This is a genomic window from Acinetobacter sp. YH12231 (assembly GCF_013417755.1).
GTDB lineage: Bacteria > Pseudomonadota > Gammaproteobacteria > Pseudomonadales > Moraxellaceae > Acinetobacter > Acinetobacter amyesii.
This window is the reverse complement of record NZ_VPDJ01000018.1, coordinates 76,233-95,492: the sequence shown is the minus strand read 5'-3', so window position 1 is coordinate 95,492 and position 19,260 is coordinate 76,233. Positions and strand designations below refer to the sequence as shown.

Genomic DNA, 19,260 nt, shown 5'->3' with positions numbered 1-19,260 from the left:
AAACCTTCAAAATTCTTGCTGAGCGATATCGCAATCGAGGCAAAAGACTAGCATTAAGATTCAATCTAATTGCTGGAATTTATAACTTGGAGCTGAGTGAAAAATGACTTATGAAAGAAATCTATTGATCAAAAAAAAACAAATGCGCAAGAATTTTTGATAAAAGTAATTGATATTTATGAGAAATTTGAATTCGAAATAATTGATAAGCCATTTCATTTAAGATTTCGATGTGATACTGAAGTTTGGAAAAAGGCAATTTCATGGATTAGAAGTCGTGAAGAAATATCAGCTGAAATGGCAAAAATTTATAAAAAATATTTCATTTACTATTTAGGTGCAACATCTGCACAATCTCAAGATCAAAGTCCACGTTGGGCTTTAAGTGCAAAGATTAGAGACTCTAGTGAGCGCTATTCTAGTCTAAAATTAACTTTTGGTGATCAATGGTATAGATCCAATAAAGATATTTGGTACTCATTTGTTCAAAAATGTCTAGAAATGCTTAACCCAATTCAAGCATATAGTGGATATGAAATTGGAAACACAAGTCAATTTGCATTTGTTTCTCCTGAATTTGAAACAGTTGAACGGACTTTCACGGATTATTTTTACGGGCTCGATATTGATCATCCTGGTATGGAGTTTTCTCATGAAAATATGTTTATTGCAGAAGATCGGGATGGTTTAGGTGGCGGTATTCGTACCCCAACATGGTGCTTTTTACTTTCTCCCTACTGGCTAGAGAAACTAGGCTTGAGTGAAGAACAAATTCGTGAAAAACTGGATGATCCACGAATTGAAATTACTAAAATTATAGACCTAGAAGATTCAACAAAATACAGCTTATGGATACGTTTGGGAGAGCTTTCACTTTATCCAGTTGAAGAAGGTGTTCCTGATTTATTGGTGATGGCAAATGAACTAATTAAACCGATACGTTGTGATAACTTAAAACTGACCACTTTAGATGCGTGGTCAGATGATCCAAATCCACGTTTTGATGCCGTAAGTTCAAAGCAATGGATTGCACGATTTGATGAAGACAGCACTTGGCCTGAATTAAAACGAGTGAAAGTTGAAGTTCAAGAACCAGAAAGAATAGATATTGTTATTGCCGGTAGCCCATGTCCTCACGCAGGATATTGGTATACTTTTGCTAAAGAAAACTCACGTCAATATTTTAAACAAGGTGATATATTCCCTGATTTTGAAAGTGATTGGGGTGATGTGTACTGGCAGTTTGATGGTGAAGAATGATTTATGCCCTTCGGGGCATTATTTTTGGAATAAGAATGATTTTTGATAAAAAGAAAAGACAATTATTTTTAACAGATGAAGTTTACAATAGAGTAAATATATTTTTAAAAGAATTACCCATTGAAATTTTAGAAAGTAAAAAAATATATGAAGACAGTCCATCTGATATAAGAAGATTAGATTATTACTTATCACTACATTCTTATGATTTATTAAGTCTAAATTTTACTGCTGGGTTTGATATTTCTACACTTAGAATTCAATTAGAAGATGTAATTACGAAATATGAAGAATATACAATAGCCTTGCGCAAAGACGAGGAGGATGAAGATTGGGCACCATTTTATTTTACAGCTATAGATGAGTACGAAAGATGTATGCAGTTGATAGGACTGTGTTATCTATTACACAGAAGGGACTTATTACCTCGTATTGCAGCGATGCAGGACAAAATTTACCATGAGCAAACAGACCAATTAGATACACTGTATGAGGACTTTTTATCATTTGAGTTGGCAGATAGATATGATGTGGATCAATGGTTTTTTGATAATCCATATCGCCCATTAATTTTTAGTAAATATAGAGATACTAAACAAGAGAGTATTCGGGATATACAGGAATATTTGAAATTATGGTATCCCGCATTTGAAAGTGCTCCATGGTATGACTTACATAAAATGGAAAATGGAGGTTATTTTGGCTATTGGGCTATAGAAGCTGCTGCTTACGTTTATTTGCTAGATTTAGATGATAGTGAAATAACACATATGATTTATCCAAAAGATTTGGTTAAATTTGCCCGAGAATTTGTACCTTGCGAGAAGGATATAAGTAATCCAAGTACAAAAACATTAAAATGCGAAGCAGGTCAAATTTGCCTTAAAACAGGTGAATGGTATAGTCCTGCGAATAACATGGAAAAACGTCATTTTAATCAAGGAGAAGATATGCCTGAGATTAAAGATAACCCTTGGGGATTAACGATTTGGTATCTAACTGAATAAATAGATGCCATTCGGGGCATTTTGGAATGGGTGGGGATGTGTACTGGCAGTTTGATTGTGAAGAATAAATAAAACATACCCTTCGTGGCATTAATTTTAGGATTAATATGAGTTTCGATAAATATAAAAGACAGATTTTTCTAACTGAAGACTATTATAAAAGTGCCTATGATTTTTATATAGAAGACGTTGATTTTTAGAAAGAAAGTGATGCATTTGAGGATGATGAGTATAATTGCGGCGAAAAAAGAAGATGGAATTTAATAACACATGATTATTCTTTTCTACTTTACCTTGTATACACAGCAGGAAAATCTATAGGGGAAGTTATACCCTTATTTGAAAAAGTTATAGAAGGCTTTGAAAAACAATCTGAAGCCTTAGCTATCTTCCATAAGTCAAAAAAACCTTCTGTCATTCCAACTCAAAATGAAACGTTAAATATACTTGGTCTGGCTTTTTTATTTAATCGAAATGATTTGTTTGATCGTATACATTCATTAGTCAATGGTGAGGGTGAAAGTCATACGTGTGAAGATGAGGTTATTAATAAATTTTTTAAACTTAATGATCCTTCACATCCAACATTTAACGAAGGAAATTTATTTGCATTAGGTTATTCAAAATTATGTGATGTGATTGATAATGTGCTAGTTAAAAATAATAAAGAAACTGCTGTTAAATATTTAGATGAATACTTAGCTGATTGGTATCAAATGAATAAAAATGCACTTTGGTTTAATAGTCATCTAGAGCCTGCAGAAGAACTAAAATATTGTGGTTATTGGTCTTTTGAAGCAGCAGCTCTTGTTTATTTACTAGATTTGGATGACACTCCTCTACACAAGCATTTATTCTATCCTAAAGATATAGTTGCATGGGCTCGTAAAAATAATACTCAATCTGAAGTAACCCAAGAGAATCTAACTGTAATAAAAGTCAAAGCTGGCGAAAAATCCCCAAAAACGGGCTATTGGACAACCCCAGTACAAGTGGATTCACGCGTTCATGTGTTAAGAGGTGAAATCTTACCAACACTTTCTGGAACAGATTGGGGTGAAGTGTACTGGTATTTTAATGGTGAGGAATAAATAAAACATGCCCTTCGGGGCATTAATTTTAGGATTAATATGAATTTCGATAAATATAAAAGACAGATTTTTTTAACTGAAGATTATTATTTAAAGACTAAAGAATACAATGAAGAAGGAATACCCTTATATTTAGAAAGTGATGCATTTGAAGATGATCAATATAATTGTGGAGAAGCTTCAAGATGGCAATCTATTACATGGATCTATCATTCTTTATTATATCTTCATTATACTGCAGGAAAGCCAATAGAAGAAATATCTCCATTATTTGAAAAAGTAATAGAAGGTTATGAAAAACAAGCAGAAGCATTAGGAGTTTTTAAAGCAAGTAAAAAGCCAGTTGTTATTGGTGGTGAAGGTGGTTTTATTACATTAAGTACAATTAGCTTAGCAGTATTGCTAAATAAAAATAATTTATTATCTACAATTAAACAATTAATCAATGGCGAGGATGGAGGAACTTTTAGTGAAGATGAAGTGATTAATAAGTTTTTAAAACTAACGGATTCTAATCATCCAGATACTGAAAGAGATGGGATATATAGTTATAATTTTTCAATATTATGCGATGTGATTGATAATGTAATAATTAAAAATAACAAAAATCATGCGATTGAACTGTTGGATGAATATTTGGCTGATTGGTATCAAATGCATAAAAATACACTTTGGTACAATAGTCATTTAAATTTAGATAATTATTCATATGTTGGTTACTGGGCTTTTGAAGCAGCAGCTCTTGTTTATTTACTAGATTTGGATGAAAGTTCTTTACATAAACATTTGTTTTATCCTAAAGATATAGTTGCATGGGCTCGTAAAAATAATACTTAATCTGAAGTAACCCAAGAGAATCTAACTGTAATAAAAGTCAAAGCTGGCGAAAAATCCCCAAAAACGGGCTATTGGACAACCCCTGCACAAGAAGATTCACGCGTTCATGTGTTAAGAGGTGAAATGTTACCAACACTTTCTGAAACAGATTGGGGTGAAGTGTACTGGTATTTTAATGGTGAGGAATAAATAAAACATGCCCTTCGGGGCATTAATTTTAGGCTGAATATGAATTTTAAAATCGATCCTAAATTTTTATATTTATTAGAACATTTTAGTTCTAAAGAATTTTTTTATAGCATGAGAAATAACTATCAATCTTTTTTAGATCGTTTGGAATTGCTGTTTGTCGTTTATATGAGAAATCTACCCTATAATTATCTGGATTTTCCAATGCCAGAGCAAGTTGACATCAATTGGGGAGGGACGGTTTTACCGCTTTTAAGAAAAACCATGGATACTTTAGATTTTGCTTATATAAGAATAAAAGAAGGCGATCTAACATATTTAGATTGCGCATCAGAGATTCGATCGAATGACAAAGGTATGAGTGAGTTTTCAAAAAAATGGATGGATGAACTACCTCATGAAAATGTGAAAGAATGTTGGGATTTTTATACAAAGGCTAAGGCCGAGGCATTCATTATTGAAAATACCTATCCAACGTATTGGAATCAAGAAAGTATTGTTGATGAAATATTTGATATTTCAAAAATTAATATTCCTGTGTCATATCCCATTTATCGTATAAATCAAAGTATTAAAGTAAAATCGAATGAAAAAGTTGCGATAACAGATTTATATATTTCCGAATTTGTGCCGAACCGAATAGAATTTATGGCTCATAGTAATGAAGATGATAGAGGTTTTGGTAGTGTAATTCCCACTACAATAGATCCAGAAACTTATGAAACATATTATGAGAAAACAGATTGGTACTTGATTGAAAGAGTCGCAAATGAAGGGGGCAAGTTTACTGATCGAAGCTGAAATGATTTGTGTTGTCTGATGTGTGTTGATAAATGATAGCGAAATAACACATATGATTTATCCAAAAGATTTGGTTAAATTTGCCCTAAAACAGGTGAATGGTATAGTCCTGCGAATAACATGGAAAAACGCCATTTTAATCAAGGAGAAGATATGCCTGAGATTAAAGATAACCCTTGGGGTCTTACGATTTGGTATCTGACTGAATAAGTAGATGCCATTCGAGGTATGTTGGAATGGATGGGTATGTGTACTGGCAGCTTGATGGTGATAAATAGGATAAAATTTCCTTTTGGTTATTCGTTTCTAATGGATAATATTTTTAATTTTCTTTGATTATTATTTTTAATTAAATAAATTAAAACCCAATATTTTTTAAAGGATAATGATGAAAGTTTTAAAAACGAATTTAATGTTTATTATGCTTTCAGCAATGAGTTTAATAGGGTGTAATACTCATTCAACAAAAACTTATGTGTTGACGACAACATCTTATGGTTATGATGCAAGTTATATTCCTTATATTGTTGAATTAAATGGAGAGGAGCTAGGTGGAGGGCTAGGTAGTGGAACGAAAAGATCAGCAGTGATAACAGGAGCTCAATATATTAAATGGGGAGAAGGTAATAGCTCTAAAAAGCATATTGCAACCAATGTCCCCACATTGACGAATGAAAATTTAAAAGATAAAAAATATTTAGCTGTACATATATATCCAGATGACAGTGTGGAAATTAATTTATCGAATGAATTACCTGATGCTACTGAGAAAGGTTTAGAGTGGAGAGCAAAAATTATTGATGAATTGAAGGTAAAAGAAGAAAAATAGCTGTATCAGTCATGAGTGGCATATAGATAAAAAAAAAGCGCATGATGACATGCACTTTTTAATTTTCAGCTAATTATTTTTCAACGAATGCACGTTCAATCACGTAGTCGCCTAGAACGCCCATCTTAGGAGATTCTTTCAGACCGTGCTGGTCAAGTAGTGCAGCAACGTCGTCTAGGAATGCAGGTGAACCGCAAAGCATTGCGCGGTCAGTTTCAGGGTTGAAACGTGGAAGCCCAATTTTTTCGAAAAGTTGACCAGATTCAATGGCAGTTGTTACACGGCCTTGAGTATGGAATTCTTCACGAGTTACCGTAGGGTAGTAAACCAATTTTTCTTTCGCGCCTAATTCACCAAAGAATTCGTGGTTAGGAATTTCATCTAAGATTAAATCTTGATAAGCCAATTCCGAAATGAAACGTGTACCATGTACAACGATGATTTTTTCAAAACGTTCGTAAGTTTCAGGGTCACGAATTACAGAAAGGAACGGTGCAAGACCTGTACCTGAAGAAAGTAGGTATAAGTTTTTACCAGGGTTTAAGTCATCTAGAACCAACGTACCTGTAGGTTTTTTAGATACTAAAATTTCATCGCCAACTTTTACTTTTTGTAAAATAGACGTTAAAGGACCATCTGGAACTTTAATAGAGAAAAACTCTAATTCTTCTTCATAGTTTGCGCTTGCAATAGAATAAGCGCGCATTAAAGGCTTACCATTTACTTCAAGGCCGATCATCACAAATTGACCGTTTTTAAAACGTAACGCAGTATCGCGAGTGGTTTTAAAAGAGAATAAAGTGTCATTCCAATGGTGGACGTGAGTAATCTTTTCGACGTTAAAAGCAGCCATTAAAGGTCTCAATAAAATTATCAAATTAGAACAGCTTACTATTCTAATCTAAAATCATTCTCGATAAACTGAATATATTTAATTGAACTTATCAGAAAAAGTGATTATGTCTGAGCTTAAAATGCCAATTATCGGGTATATGAAATCTCCCTACCGAGAAAAATTTGGTATTCCACGTCAGCCGAATTTGGTGCAAGTCGAATCTTATATTGAAATGGTGGAACCTTATAACGATTTATTGGCTTTCGAAGGGATTGATGATTTTAGTCATCTTTGGCTGATTTGGCAGTTTCATGAAAATAAAAATGCAGATTCGACAAAATTTCGTCCGCAAGTTCGCCCACCACGTTTAGGTGGTAATCAAAAAATCGGGGTATTTGCGACACGAAGTATGTACCGACCGTCACCAATGGGCTTGTCGGTTGTGCAGCTCAAAGCGGTGAAAAAAATTGGTAAATCGGTTCGCGTCTATGTTGTCGGTAGCGATTTGTTGGATGGAACACCAATTTTAGATATCAAACCGTATATTCAATATTCAGATGCAGTGATGGATGCGCAAAGTGGTTATGCGCAGGATGAGCCAGAAAGAAAATCTGTGATTTGGTCAGAGCACGCTGAGCAACAAAAACAGGTATTTTTGAATAATGGCAATTTAACCGAACAATTAACAGCAGAACTGGAACAAGTATTGAGTTTAGATCCACGTCCTGCTTATCAGCATGATGTTGAACGTATATATGGCATGTTGTTTGGCGGTTGTAATGTGCGTTTTTGCGTAGACACTAATAAAATAGTCGTACACGAAATTCTAAGTAGTTAAAAAGATCAGGTTTTAAACCTGATCTTTTTTGAAATCGAATTACTTTAATTTAGAGTATTTATCAATTTCAGTACTAGCGATATTGTTAAATAGCGAGCATTCATTTTTGATTGCTTCTACATAGTTAGTTTCAACTTTTGCTTCCAGGCTATCCTTTCCATAATTTTGAATCGCCTCATCTAAGTCAGCTTGATAGTCTTTAATATCATTAGCCAATGTGTAAGTGGTCCCTGATTTATAGTATGAGCCATAACGATAATTTTGATTAAACTGCACATAAGCATCAAAATCATAATTTACAGGTTGATTTTTCGAAATATAAACTGGATAAGAAGCTATGTTTTGGATGGTATAACCGTCATCTAAATATTCAGTAGGATCAAAACCATTAATGTTGTCACCAAGGAGTTCAACATAATTTTTTGAACTTGATGATGTTTTCAGTCTTAAGCAAGTTGAACCTTGAGGAAAAGTTTTTCCTTTTAATTTTGAATAATAGAAACTAGGGAATGTGCCCAACTTCGTTGCTAACGTAGTATCTGCACCTGAAAGATAATTAAATGTGTCTACGTAATAGCCAATTTCTTTACCTGTTAAATTTACCACTTCGAAATTTTGAGTCAGTTTCAGACCATTGAAGTTTTGACTAGATGCTGGTGTGAAAATCCATTGGCTATCATTTTTAGAAATTAAATTGGCAAATTTATAACCATATTCGGTTTTGTTCAGCACTGGTGTATAAAGGCCTTCGTCTGTTAAATAATCAGAAATTATCCATTTCAAGTCATAATTTTCATTGTTATTGCTTAAATAATCAACATTGAAATAAATAGTATTATTTTGAATATTGAAATGTGTTTTTTCGAATAAATTGTCGCTTCCATCCCAATATGATGATGAGTAGATTGACCATTTATTATTTTCGGAACTAGTTTCAGCTCCATTTCCTGATCCAGTTTCAGATGAAGTAGAACTATTGTCTGAAGAGCCGCCGCCGCAAGCGCTTAGAATTAAGGAACTAAAAATGGCTAGGCTTAAAATTTTAAATTTCATGTTACCCTCTTTAATAAATTATGAATTACGTCACTATTATTTGTGACTGTTGCATATAGTATAGAAAAACATAAAAAAGGGAATGTTAAAAATTAACTAATTAAAATTAATGATTTAAGTTAAATTTTTCTTAATAATTTAAGTAAAAAATATTGCGTTTTAATCAGCTGGTTTTGTTATAGTGAACCTATGTTTGGGGAACATAGAACAATGACTTTTAATTTTGAAATTGACACTTCTTGGTGTTTAGACCAATTACAAAAAGATGGACGTATTACTGAACGGGACAAAATACTGATTCAAACCACGCACCGTCAGCGTGAGCAGTTGAAATGGCATCCTCTACAATGGATTGCCAATTTTAATTTAGTCGATCAGAGTCATCCGCAGTCTACCTTAACATTGAATAGACTTTGCCAATGGTTGGCAGAAAAGTCTGGTGTACCGTTTTATATTATCGATCCTTTAAAAGCTGATGTGCCTGCTTTGACAGCCATTATGTCTCAGGAATTTGCAGTACGAAATCGCATTTTAGCGGTTGAATTACAAAATGAGCATGTGTTGATTGCAACGGATCAACCTTATAAAAATGAATGGATTGCCAACTTAGAAAGAACGGTATTACCACGCAAGATTCAACGTGTATTACTCAGTCCAGATCAACTACAGCGCTACTTGGTTGAATATTACCAAGTGAGTCGTGCGGTCAGTAATTCGCAAAAATCATCGAGTTATGACCGTGAAAATAAAGGCGTTGAAGCACTATTACAATTAGGTGATACACAAAATCCAGATGCCAATGATCAGCATATTGTGAAGCTTGTGGATTGGGTCTTACAGTTTGCCTTCGAACAAGGTGCAAGTGATATTCACCTCGAGCCGCGTAAAGATACAGGAAAGGTGCGTTTTCGTATCGATGGCGTATTGCATACCATCTACAACATGCCCGCAAATACCCTGACAGCCGTGGTCTCGCGAATTAAGATCTTAGGTCGGATGAATGTGGCTGAAAAACGTAAACCGCAAGATGGACGTTTAAAAACCCGTACACCCAAAGGCCAAGAAACAGAGCTACGTTTATCGACGCTGCCAACAGCCTTTGGTGAAAAGTTAGTCATGCGTATTTTTGACCCTGAAGTCTTGGTACGTAGTTTCCAACAGCTCGGTTTTGAAGGGCGTCTGTTGGATGATTGGAAAGCATTAACCAGTCATAGTCACGGTATTATTTTAGTGACCGGTCCGACGGGTTCGGGTAAAACCACCACGCTTTATTCATCGCTCAAGCAATTGGCAACTGAAGAAGTGAATGTCTGTACGATTGAAGACCCGATTGAGATGTTAGAGCCGAGCTTTAACCAAATGCAGGTGAATACAGGGATTGATTTGGGCTTTGCTGATGGTGTACGGGCTTTAATGCGTCAAGACCCTGACATTATCATGGTCGGGGAGATACGAGATCATGATACGGCAAATATGGCGATCCAAGCTGCATTAACAGGTCATTTGGTGCTTTCAACTTTACATACCAATGATGCACCATCGAGTTTGACGCGATTACATGATTTGGGTATTCAGCCTTTTTTAACGGCAGCGACTATTTTAGGGGTTTTGGCACAACGTTTGGTTCGTCAACTCTGTCCACATTGTAAGCGTGAGACTTTTATCAATGAACAAGAGTGGAAACATTTGACCTTTGATTATGCGATTCAAATGCCTGATTTTGTCTACGAGGCGGTGGGCTGTGATGAATGTCGTCAAACGGGTTATAAAGGCCGTGTGGGGATTTATGAATTTATGCCGCTCAGTATTGAAACCAAGCAATTGATTGGTGCCAATGCAGATTTAACCCAACTACGTACACAGGCACGTAAAGAGCATGTCGAGCCATTACGAATTGCCGGTGCGCGTAAAGTACTTGCAGGGGTAACCACTTTAGAAGAAGTCCTGCGTGTCGTGCCGCTCAACTAATGGTTCGATCAAAGTAAATAAAAACGTCTTTGCAGCTTAAGATTCGACTCATCTTGCTTTGTTTAAATAGCGCTATCGAAATAGACACAGTAAGAGAGACCGAAGATGAAAACATTCACTCAATTGGTATGTGGTTTAGCATTTGCAGGTGTGGCATCGGTTGCAGTCGCGAATACAGCCGTTAATCAAACAGCAGTTGCACCGATGAAAACCACATCTGTGAAACATGCCTTAGGCTTAAAAGATGATAGTAAAGTTCAATTGAAAGGTTATGTTGTGAAATCGATGGGCGATGAAAAATATCAGTTCCGCGATAGCACAGGCAGCATTACAGTGGATATTGATGATGAACTTTGGCAAGGCAAAGCGATTTCAGCTAAAACACCAGTAACGCTCATTGGTGAAATCGACATTGATTACAAACCAACAAAACGTGTTGAAGTGGATGTCGATCAAGTAAGATTTTAATTTAGCCTGTTATTCATTTCAGTGCTGCGCCATAAAAAAACCACGGCTTGCTGTGGTTTTTTTATGATTTGAGTAGATATGAGCAAAAGTTCGATACACTGAAGTCGGAACCATAGAAATAGGGTAGGTAAGATGCGAATTTTATTGGCAGAAGATGATGCATCCCAAGCAGACAGTATAAAAACATGGCTTGAAATGGATGGCTATAGTGTCGATTGGGTTGATCGCGGCGATCACGCTATTTTGGCTTTAGAACAACATCAATATGATTGCATACTTTTAGATCGTGGCTTACCAAAAGTAACTGGTGATGAAATTTTAAAACGTATCGTACAGTTGCATCCGCTTACACCAGTTTTATTCATTACTGCTCGGGACAGTATTGCAGATCGTGTAGAAGGTTTAGATCTGGGTGCTCATGATTATTTGGTAAAACCCTTTAGCTTGGAAGAGTTGTCAGCAAGGGTACGTGCCCAATTACGCTTGCATCATCAACAGCGTGATAATTCTCTGACTTTCGGGGATTTAAGTTTAGATGTACAAGCCAAAACGCTGCGTAAAAATGCGGAATTGATTACGCTGACATCGCGTGAATATCAAATCTTGCATAAGATGATGTTAAATCCTGAGCATATTATGACGCGTAGCCAACTCGAAGAATCACTCTATGCTTGGGGGGATGAAGTTGAAAGTAATGCGATCGAAGTTTTTATTTACCAATTGCGTAAGAAGATTGGCAGTGATTACATCAAAACCTTAAGAGGTTTGGGTTATCGCATGAATCTTCCACAACAAAGTTAAGTCTATGAGTGATAAAAAAAGCATTTCCTTACAGTCGCAACTGATTAAAACCTCACTGCTCAGTGCAATTTGGGCGGGAGCAATCTCCCTGTGTCTGATGTTGGGATTTGGTCTTTATCACATCATGAGTGTACATGATGCCCTGATGGACGAAGTGGCTGACATGCTCACTGCTACTGATCTCACGCTGAAGCAAGACGAACAAATAGATGAGCTGAGTGAAGAGTTTGATATGCAATATCAACTCATGCAAGGGTCGCAAGTCTTAACCACATCGGAACAACACACAGCATTTGAACATCAGCCCAATTTAAAACAAGGGTTGCATTATCAATGGAGAGAAGGCGCGCTTTGGCGTAGCTATGCACTTCAGGACGATGGATTAAGCGTACAAATCATTCAACCGATGAAAACACGGCTCAGAGAAACGCTGCAAAGCGTACTAGGCTATGCAGGGATTCTGTTGATTGTCTGGTTGATCCAATGGCTATTACTGCATATTTTGATTAAACGTCAATTGAAAGTTTTACAGCTTTTTTCAAAACAAATCGCTGAAAAAAATGTAGATGACTTACAAGCCATTGTCTTACCTGAACCTGTATTACAAGAACTAGAGCCGATCCAAACACAGCTGAATTTTTTATTAAGTCGATTAGATCAAGCCTTAGAGGCGGAACAACGCTTTACATCCGATGCTTCACATGAATTACGCTCACCGCTGTCTGCGATTCAAATGCGACTTCAGGTATTAAAACGAAAATATCCCGACATTCAGCAGGATTTATTGAGCATACAGCACGATGTTAATCGAGGAACGCGCGTGTTGGAAAATCTACTGATTTTGGCACGGCTCGACCCGACGCAATCGGAGCAATTAGATAAAAAACAAGAAGACTTAGAACAGCTGAGTTTACAAGTCTTTGACGCTTTACAGCCTTTTATTGAAGAAAAACAGATCGAATTGAAGCTACAGACCCAGTCTGTACAGTTTGCTATGAACCCAGAGTTGATGTTTAGCTGTCTACGCAATTTAGTCGATAACGCAATTCGCTATAGTCCTGAGCAAGGACAGGTAAAGATTGATTTAACGGTAACAGCACAGCAGGCGGTTTGGACGATTGAAAATCAAGGTGCGGGACTGACAGTCGCAGAATTGCAACGCATTGGCGAGCGATTTTACCGTGTATTGGGAACGAAGACGCAAGGTTCAGGTTTAGGTATTTCAATTGCCCAAAAAATTGTACAGTTACATCAAGGCCATTTAAATGTGGATGCATCTGAACTTGGTGGCTTAAAGGTACAACTCACTTTTCCAATCCGTTAAAAACACGATTTGCTCTAAGGAATTTAGCGAAAGAGTGTTGTGAGAGGAAGATGAGTGTTGCGATTTAAATTAAGTTTGAGTAGCTATAAAACTTAATTTAACTAAGTACAAAACTTAAAAAAGCAGTAAGCGAATGGCTTACTGCTTGTGTCCACGATTATTTTTATTGCGCTGATAATTATTATTTTTATCAGAAATTATTTGGTCAAAATAAGGCGATTATTTCGTGTTAAACGTAGTCGATATTCTTCACCTGCATGCATAATGCGAATTTCACGTCCTAAAGCAAAAAGGTTGTTTGAATGTAGCATTGGCAGTGAGTGGTGTGCTTCATTGCTACGAGTAAAAAGGCTAAATGGTGCGTTCATTCCGTCGACTCCGTGGTGTATTTCTGAATGGTTTAAATGATAATCATTATCGAATAGGCCTGTCAACGGTAATTTTAGGATTTTATAAAAAAGATAAATTTGCTTACACTTAGATATCAATTGGAACAGAGTAGAGAGCAGGGAACTATGTCTAAACCGCAAATCGATGTCGCCATTGCGATTTTATTGCATCAAGACAAAGTACTGGTGGGTTGGCGTGAAGCAAAACAACATCAGGGCAATAAACATGAGTTTCCGGGCGGTAAAGTCGAGCAGGGTGAAAGTCCTGAACAGGCTTGTCGTCGTGAAATTTTTGAAGAGGTTGGAATTGGTTTACATGACTGGCATGCTTTTGATTTTATTCAACATGAATATGATGATGTCATTGTGAAATTACATTTATTTCATGCCACCGTCCCGCATGCGTTGCTGAATGAAATCCAAAAGCCATGGGCCTGGTATTCGCGTCAACAACTCATGAGTTTGAATTTTCCAAAGGCCAATCAAGCTATTTTGCAGCGTTTATATTGGCAGCAACAGATCAAAATCACCGCCGATTTACCAACACTTGAAACGCTTAAAGAGACGCTGTTGTATTATTGGCGAGTCGATGCCAGCGCAGAAAATGCAGAGGCATTAAATCAATTACCTACCGTGATTTTAAAACAACTGATAATTAATGAAGATCTATGGTCATTACTCTCTACAGAGGTGCAAGCACATATTTCGGCTTTACATCTTAAGCAGCACCAATTGCTGAAAAAAAATAAAGGTGATTTACAGCTTGGGAAGCGCTATATCGCAGCTTGTCATGATCAAGTTTCTGCGCTGCATGCGCAAAAAATTGGCTGTGAGGCTATTTTTATGAGCCCAGTTCTGGCGACACAAAGTCATCCAGAGGCGCAAGGTATGGGATGGGCGCATTTTTCTGAGATTGCACGAGGCATAGAAATCCCTGTTTTTGCTTTAGGTGGCATGCGTCCTGAATTATTGTCTATTTCACAGCAACATCATGCTTATGGGGTGGCAGGTATTCGCAGTTTTTAAATTAAAGTGTGTATTGAATTAAATTTGTATTTAAAGTCGATATTTTAGACTTAAAGTAACTATTGGAAATAAGCTTACTTTTAGTATGTAATGAATAAAAAAGCCTGATCTCAATTAAGATCAGGCTTTTTTATGGGGGTGCTTAAAGAGCTTTAATGGCTTGTTGGGCTTTTTGAATGGTGCTGCTTTTCTTTTGCATTTGACCGGCTTTTAAAACAACATTCCAAAGCTGTTGTTTCATCGGCTTGGTTTGAGTATAGCTTAATCCGCGCAGTGCCAACGATTCTGCATTCGCAGGCTGATTTTTTCGATTGGCGATCATTGCCAAATATAAAAAAGTTTCCGCAGATTGTGGTGCCAAACGCTGTGCTTGAGTTGCCGCACTTTCAGCTTCATTCCATTTTCCATTGGCATAAGCAGTTTGCGTACTTTGCATCAATTTTTTGAATGCAGGTAAGTCGCGGCCATCATCAAACATTTGAATTTGGGTTTTCTGTTCAGGAATAACGATGCGTTGACGTTTAATTTCTGGATGGTCATATGGCGTAATGATGACCCCAGAAGGGTCATGGATATCTGCCTTTTTTTCAGGCGCAGCAGGCGGCTTTTGCTCAGGTTCGTTCATGGTTTGGCAACCTGCCAAAATGATCGTCAAAACGCTCAGAATACTGAACGTTTTTAAAACTTTAATGTTTTGCAGTTTAATTTGAATACTCTCCACTTGAGATGATGCGAGGTTGATCAGATGAACCCTGATCATTATCGACATCACTTTCACGAATGTAGTCACCTAAACTATCATTTTGTTCCTGAGTTGGCTGCGTCTCTTCAGTATCAACTGTGTAAGGTTCTACTTCATATTGTGTCGAACCACATGCCGTAGCCTGATTTGGAATAGAGTTGCGCGACAGAGGAATATACATCGCACCTGTACAATGCTGCGCAGATAAATTACCTGAATAGCGGTCTAACCAATGCCACTGTACGCTGTCTGGTTGACGTAAATTAACTGGCTTTTGACGTAACTGCTTCATCACATTGGTCCAAACAGGAAGGGCTCCTGACGAACCAGTTAAGCCTGTAACTTTATTGTTGTCTAAACCTAACCAAACCACACTTAAGTAATTACCTGAATAACCTGCAAACCATGAGTCACGTGTATCATTGGTTGTCCCTGATTTACCTGCGAGTTTAAGTGAAGCTGGTAATGATGCATAAGCAGAACGGCCTGTCCCTGAACTCATCACTTGTTGTAAACCGTAGTTCAAGATAAATGCAGCATCAGGTGCAATAGTCGGCTGTACCGTTAAGCTATAACGATCTAATAAACGCCCATTGGCATCGACCACTGAACGAATAGCTTTCACTGGATATTTGAAGCCACCGGTTGCAAAGTTACCATAGACACTCATGACTTCCATCGGTGACATATCGATAGCGCCGAGGTAAATCGAAGGGTAATTTGGAATATTAGAAGTCACACCAAACTTTTTCAGATGGTTAATAAACGTGGACATACCGAACTCTTGACCTAAGCGTACCGCAGAAAGGTTATACGAGTTTGATAGGGCATCGACCATTGGTACGACACCATGTGCGCCGCCACTATAGTTTTTCGGGGTCCAAGCTTTGCCATCACTTTGAATGCTGAAAGGACTGTCTTCGATTTGACTCGCCCAGTTATAACGGTTTGATTCTATCGCACTGAGGTAAATCACAGGTTTTAGCAATGAACCGACTTGACGTTTAGCATCCATTGTACGGTTAAAGCCGGTAAAGTCCTGCGTTGAACCCACTGCTGAAACCAATTCACCATTTTCAGGATGAGACACCAGTACCGCGCCTTGTAATTCTTTTAAGCGTGCTGGATTAGCATTGCTTAAACGTGCCACAGATTCTTTAAATGCAGTTTGTACACGGGTTTGTGCAATCGGGTCCATCGCGGTGAAAATACGAAGACCTTGATTGGTCAAATCGCTTTCTTGGTATTCGGTACGCAGTTGACGACGTACGATATCCATGTAGTCAGGGAAGCGAGAAGGGCCCAATGTTGGTTTTGTAATGACATTCAATGGGCGCGCTGACTCAGTTTCATATTGTTCCTGAGTTAAATAGCCCATCACCACCATATTGTTTAACACAATATTACGGCGTTTAATCGCACCTTCAGGATTTTTCCACGGATTAAATAGAGTTGGACCTTGAACCAAACCGACTAAATACGCCTGCTGAGCAATATTTAGTTCACGCAGCGGTAAACCAAAATAGAATTGTGAGGCTAAACCATAACCATTGATGGAATAATTACCGTTTTGCCCTAAGTTCACTTCATTTAAATAAGCTTCAAGAATTTCATCTTTGTCATAGTGAAGTTCAATCAGCATCGCCATTAAGGCTTCATTGGCCTTACGCTTAATGGTTTTTTCAGGCGATAAATAGAAATTTTTCACCAATTGCTGAGTGAGGGTCGAACCACCTTGACGTTTACCACCAGTGACATTACTTACGATGGCACGTGCTGTACCACGAATCGAAATACCATGATGCTGATAGAAATTACGGTCTTCGGTAGCAATTAAAGCTTGGATTAAAGGCTTAGGCACTTTATCCAGTTTGATCAGCACACGGTCTTCATTGTGCTGAGGATAAATACCACCAATTAACATCGGCTCTAAGCGGGCAATGCCACTACTTGAAGGTTTGGTCGCACTTACTTCTGTGATTTGATCTTCACCAAAAGTCACTTTAAGGACTTGTTCAGGGTCGACACTATCACCAAAGTCAAAACCACGCGTATGGATATAGGTTACATTGCCAGAAGTAACGTAACTCCCTGTTTTCGCATAGCTGTCTTGAGCGTTATAACCCAAAAGTTTCAGTTCTTGGTTGAGGTCTGCTTGGCTTACAGGCGCATTGGTATAAATTTCTAAAGGACGAGCAAATACCTTGGCTGGAATATCCCAACGTTGACCTTCGAATTTGTCCCGTACAATATTATCTAGACGAATAAGATAAATGCTGAACACGAGAAATCCGCCGATAATTAACAGCGAAAAAATCAGTGCAATTATGCCTATGCCACGTTCAGACTTCATAAATAGTGATAAGACCCTGAGAAATTTTGCTAATCATGCGAAGCTTTTCAGTATTTTGCAATATTTAAACTGTTATATGTATGCAAAATATTGGAAGCTACTTCACTAAAGTCGAAACTTTAAAGTTTTTTTAAATCATTTCTGTTAGTGATATGATACCAATGAGGCGAAGCGGAGCAAAAGCGCAGGTGCAAATTTCACATAAATCATTTCGAAACATTGGGTTGATTGGTCGTCCAGACAAATCATCAGTGATCGAAACCCTATGTTTGATCCACGATCATATTTTGAGTTTGGGATTACATCCTGTATTTGATACGCAAACAGCGCAGCTGGTTCCCTACAATAATACTCAGACGGTCAGCCGTAATTTATTGGGTGAAGTTGTCGATTTGGTGATCGTTGTCGGAGGTGATGGTTCATTGCTTCATGCCGCACGTGCCTTGGTGAAATATAATACCCCTGTGATTGGGGTGAACCGTGGTCGTTTGGGCTTCCTGACCGATATCAAACCGACAGAAGTGATTTTCAAGTTAGATCAAGTGCTCAAAGGTGAGTTTCAGCTAGACCGACGTTTCTTGTTGGAAATGGAAATTCGCTCGAAAGGCGAGTCGATTTATGATGCTGTAGCTTTAAATGATATTGTGCTGCACTCGGGTAAATCGGTACACATGATCGACTTTGAACTGAATATTGATGGGCAATATGTATACCGCCAACACAGTGACGGTTTAATTGTTTCGACACCAACCGGCTCTACAGCTTATGCATTATCTGGTGGTGGTCCGATTGTCCACCCAAGTATGGATGCGATTGCCTTAGTGCCAATGCATCCACATACTTTGTCGTCACGGCCGATTGTCGTCGGCGGACAAAGCGAAATTAAAATTTTGATTCGTGAAAATCGTGTTCTACCAATGGTCAGTGCCGATGGTCAACACAGTGTATCATTGGGTGTAGGCGATAGTTTACATATCCGCAAACATCCATTTAAGCTCAACTTATTACATCCACCTGGTTATGATTTCTATATGGCATGTCGTACCAAGCTAGGCTGGAACCAAGATTTTGACTCATTAAAGCAGGATTAATTATGAATATTGAACAGATGCTTGCCGTACTCGATCCTGAAATTGTTGGTCGATTAAAAACGGCAATTGAAATTGGTAAATGGCCAAATGGCGTAGCGCTGACTCAAGAACAACGTCAAATTTGTATGCAAGCGGTGTATGCATGGGAAATTAAACATTTGCCAGAAGATGAGCGTAGTGGTTATATCGACCGCGGGACCAAAGAAGAAGATGAGCATTGCGACTCGCATGTGGAAGAACCTGAGTTCAAGCCGATTCGTTTCGTTTAATCCGTTTTCTGTCTGATTGAAAAAGCCAGCTTAATGCTGGCTTTTTATTGGCTTGATGCATGCCTAAATTTTTTGCTTCATACTGCTTA

Annotated in this window: 19 protein-coding genes and 2 pseudogenes; 16 read left to right on the top strand and 5 right to left on the bottom strand. The window is 37.5% G+C overall.

All coding sequences use genetic code 11. The features are described 5' to 3' along the window. The 8 genes and pseudogenes from FTV11_RS12310 to FTV11_RS12280 all read left to right on the top strand — a co-directional run. Positions 1 to 107 (top strand): annotated as a pseudogene (locus FTV11_RS12310) (IS5/IS1182 family transposase); the annotation flags it as partial. Between the two features lie 49 nt (positions 108 to 156). Further along, on the top strand, positions 157 to 1,260 hold the full coding sequence (locus tag FTV11_RS12305) for a type VI immunity family protein (RefSeq protein WP_218950520.1): 1,104 nt from the start codon (positions 157 to 159) through the stop codon (positions 1,258 to 1,260). 35 nt (positions 1,261 to 1,295) lie between these two features. Beyond that, on the top strand, positions 1,296 to 2,267 hold the full coding sequence (locus tag FTV11_RS12300; RefSeq protein WP_180074081.1) for a PoNe immunity protein domain-containing protein: 972 nt from the start codon (positions 1,296 to 1,298) through the stop codon (positions 2,265 to 2,267). Between the two features lie 479 nt (positions 2,268 to 2,746). After that, positions 2,747 to 3,358, top strand: coding sequence for a DUF1911 domain-containing protein (locus tag FTV11_RS17160; RefSeq protein ID WP_257223246.1), 612 nt, complete (start codon positions 2,747 to 2,749; stop codon positions 3,356 to 3,358). Positions 3,359 to 3,397: 39 nt separating this feature from the next. Further along, positions 3,398 to 4,195: a PoNi-like cognate immunity protein gene (locus FTV11_RS12290; protein WP_257223245.1), complete on the top strand. Its 798-nt coding sequence runs from the start codon at positions 3,398 to 3,400 to the stop codon at positions 4,193 to 4,195. 228 nt (positions 4,196 to 4,423) lie between these two features. Then, positions 4,424 to 5,185, top strand: a complete 762-nt coding sequence (locus FTV11_RS12285) for a hypothetical protein (RefSeq protein WP_257223244.1) — start codon at positions 4,424 to 4,426, stop codon at positions 5,183 to 5,185. Positions 5,186 to 5,263: 78 nt separating this feature from the next. Continuing rightward, a pseudogene (locus FTV11_RS17155) lies at positions 5,264 to 5,395 on the top strand (hypothetical protein); the annotation flags it as partial. 178 nt (positions 5,396 to 5,573) lie between these two features. After that, positions 5,574 to 6,014, top strand: a complete 441-nt coding sequence (locus FTV11_RS12280) for a hypothetical protein (protein ID WP_180027310.1) — start codon at positions 5,574 to 5,576, stop codon at positions 6,012 to 6,014. A 73-nt stretch (positions 6,015 to 6,087) separates the two neighbouring features. On the opposite strand, the gene FTV11_RS12275 is transcribed toward FTV11_RS12280, so the two are convergent. After that, positions 6,088 to 6,867 (bottom strand): ferredoxin--NADP reductase, encoded by a 780-nt coding sequence (locus tag FTV11_RS12275; RefSeq protein ID WP_078189109.1) that lies wholly within the window; start codon positions 6,865 to 6,867, stop codon positions 6,088 to 6,090. Positions 6,868 to 6,973: 106 nt separating this feature from the next. Between FTV11_RS12275 and tsaA the strand changes: the two genes are divergently transcribed. Further along, positions 6,974 to 7,687 (top strand): tRNA (N6-threonylcarbamoyladenosine(37)-N6)-methyltransferase TrmO, encoded by a 714-nt coding sequence (gene tsaA / locus FTV11_RS12270; RefSeq protein ID WP_180074080.1) that lies wholly within the window; start codon positions 6,974 to 6,976, stop codon positions 7,685 to 7,687. Between the two features lie 39 nt (positions 7,688 to 7,726). Here the strand turns inward: tsaA and FTV11_RS12265 are convergent, their stop codons facing one another. After that, positions 7,727 to 8,740, bottom strand: a complete 1,014-nt coding sequence (locus FTV11_RS12265; protein ID WP_168379329.1) for a hypothetical protein — start codon at positions 8,738 to 8,740, stop codon at positions 7,727 to 7,729. A 210-nt stretch (positions 8,741 to 8,950) separates the two neighbouring features. On the opposite strand from FTV11_RS12265, the gene FTV11_RS12260 reads away from it, so the two are divergent. From FTV11_RS12260 to FTV11_RS12245, 4 genes are all read left to right on the top strand, one after another. Further along, entirely contained in the window at positions 8,951 to 10,708 is a 1,758-nt protein-coding gene (locus FTV11_RS12260) for a GspE/PulE family protein (protein WP_180010874.1), read from the top strand. Positions 10,709 to 10,813: 105 nt separating this feature from the next. Continuing rightward, positions 10,814 to 11,176: a NirD/YgiW/YdeI family stress tolerance protein gene (locus FTV11_RS12255; RefSeq protein ID WP_180020829.1), complete on the top strand. Its 363-nt coding sequence runs from the start codon at positions 10,814 to 10,816 to the stop codon at positions 11,174 to 11,176. A gap of 132 nt (positions 11,177 to 11,308) precedes the next feature. Then, a complete protein-coding gene (locus FTV11_RS12250; protein ID WP_180009491.1) occupies positions 11,309 to 11,977 on the top strand; it encodes a response regulator transcription factor in 669 nt (222 codons plus the stop codon). A 4-nt stretch (positions 11,978 to 11,981) separates the two neighbouring features. Then, entirely contained in the window at positions 11,982 to 13,301 is a 1,320-nt protein-coding gene (locus FTV11_RS12245) for a HAMP domain-containing sensor histidine kinase (RefSeq protein WP_180009490.1), read from the top strand. Between the two features lie 197 nt (positions 13,302 to 13,498). Here the strand turns inward: FTV11_RS12245 and hemP are convergent, their stop codons facing one another. Continuing rightward, positions 13,499 to 13,669 carry a hemin uptake protein HemP gene (gene hemP, locus FTV11_RS12240; protein WP_078189103.1) on the bottom strand — a complete coding sequence of 57 codons (171 nt, stop codon included), beginning with the start codon at positions 13,667 to 13,669 and terminating at the stop codon, positions 13,499 to 13,501. A gap of 147 nt (positions 13,670 to 13,816) precedes the next feature. Between hemP and FTV11_RS12235 the strand changes: the two genes are divergently transcribed. Further along, the gene (locus FTV11_RS12235) at positions 13,817 to 14,716 is read left to right on the top strand and encodes an NUDIX domain-containing protein (RefSeq protein ID WP_180009489.1); all 900 of its coding nucleotides are present in this window, start codon (positions 13,817 to 13,819) and stop codon (positions 14,714 to 14,716) included. A gap of 142 nt (positions 14,717 to 14,858) precedes the next feature. On the opposite strand, the gene FTV11_RS12230 is transcribed toward FTV11_RS12235, so the two are convergent. Next, positions 14,859 to 15,341, bottom strand: coding sequence for a tetratricopeptide repeat protein (locus FTV11_RS12230; protein ID WP_180074082.1), 483 nt, complete (start codon positions 15,339 to 15,341; stop codon positions 14,859 to 14,861). Positions 15,342 to 15,417: 76 nt separating this feature from the next. Further along, positions 15,418 to 17,811 carry a penicillin-binding protein 1B gene (gene mrcB / locus FTV11_RS12225; protein WP_180074079.1) on the bottom strand — a complete coding sequence of 798 codons (2,394 nt, stop codon included), beginning with the start codon at positions 17,809 to 17,811 and terminating at the stop codon, positions 15,418 to 15,420. A 152-nt stretch (positions 17,812 to 17,963) separates the two neighbouring features. On the opposite strand from mrcB, the gene FTV11_RS12220 reads away from it, so the two are divergent. Then, positions 17,964 to 18,902 (top strand): NAD(+) kinase, encoded by a 939-nt coding sequence (locus FTV11_RS12220; protein WP_078189100.1) that lies wholly within the window; start codon positions 17,964 to 17,966, stop codon positions 18,900 to 18,902. 2 nt (positions 18,903 to 18,904) lie between these two features. After that, on the top strand, positions 18,905 to 19,171 hold the full coding sequence (locus tag FTV11_RS12215) for a YeaC family protein (RefSeq protein ID WP_078189099.1): 267 nt from the start codon (positions 18,905 to 18,907) through the stop codon (positions 19,169 to 19,171). Positions 19,172 to 19,260 lie beyond the last annotated feature (89 nt).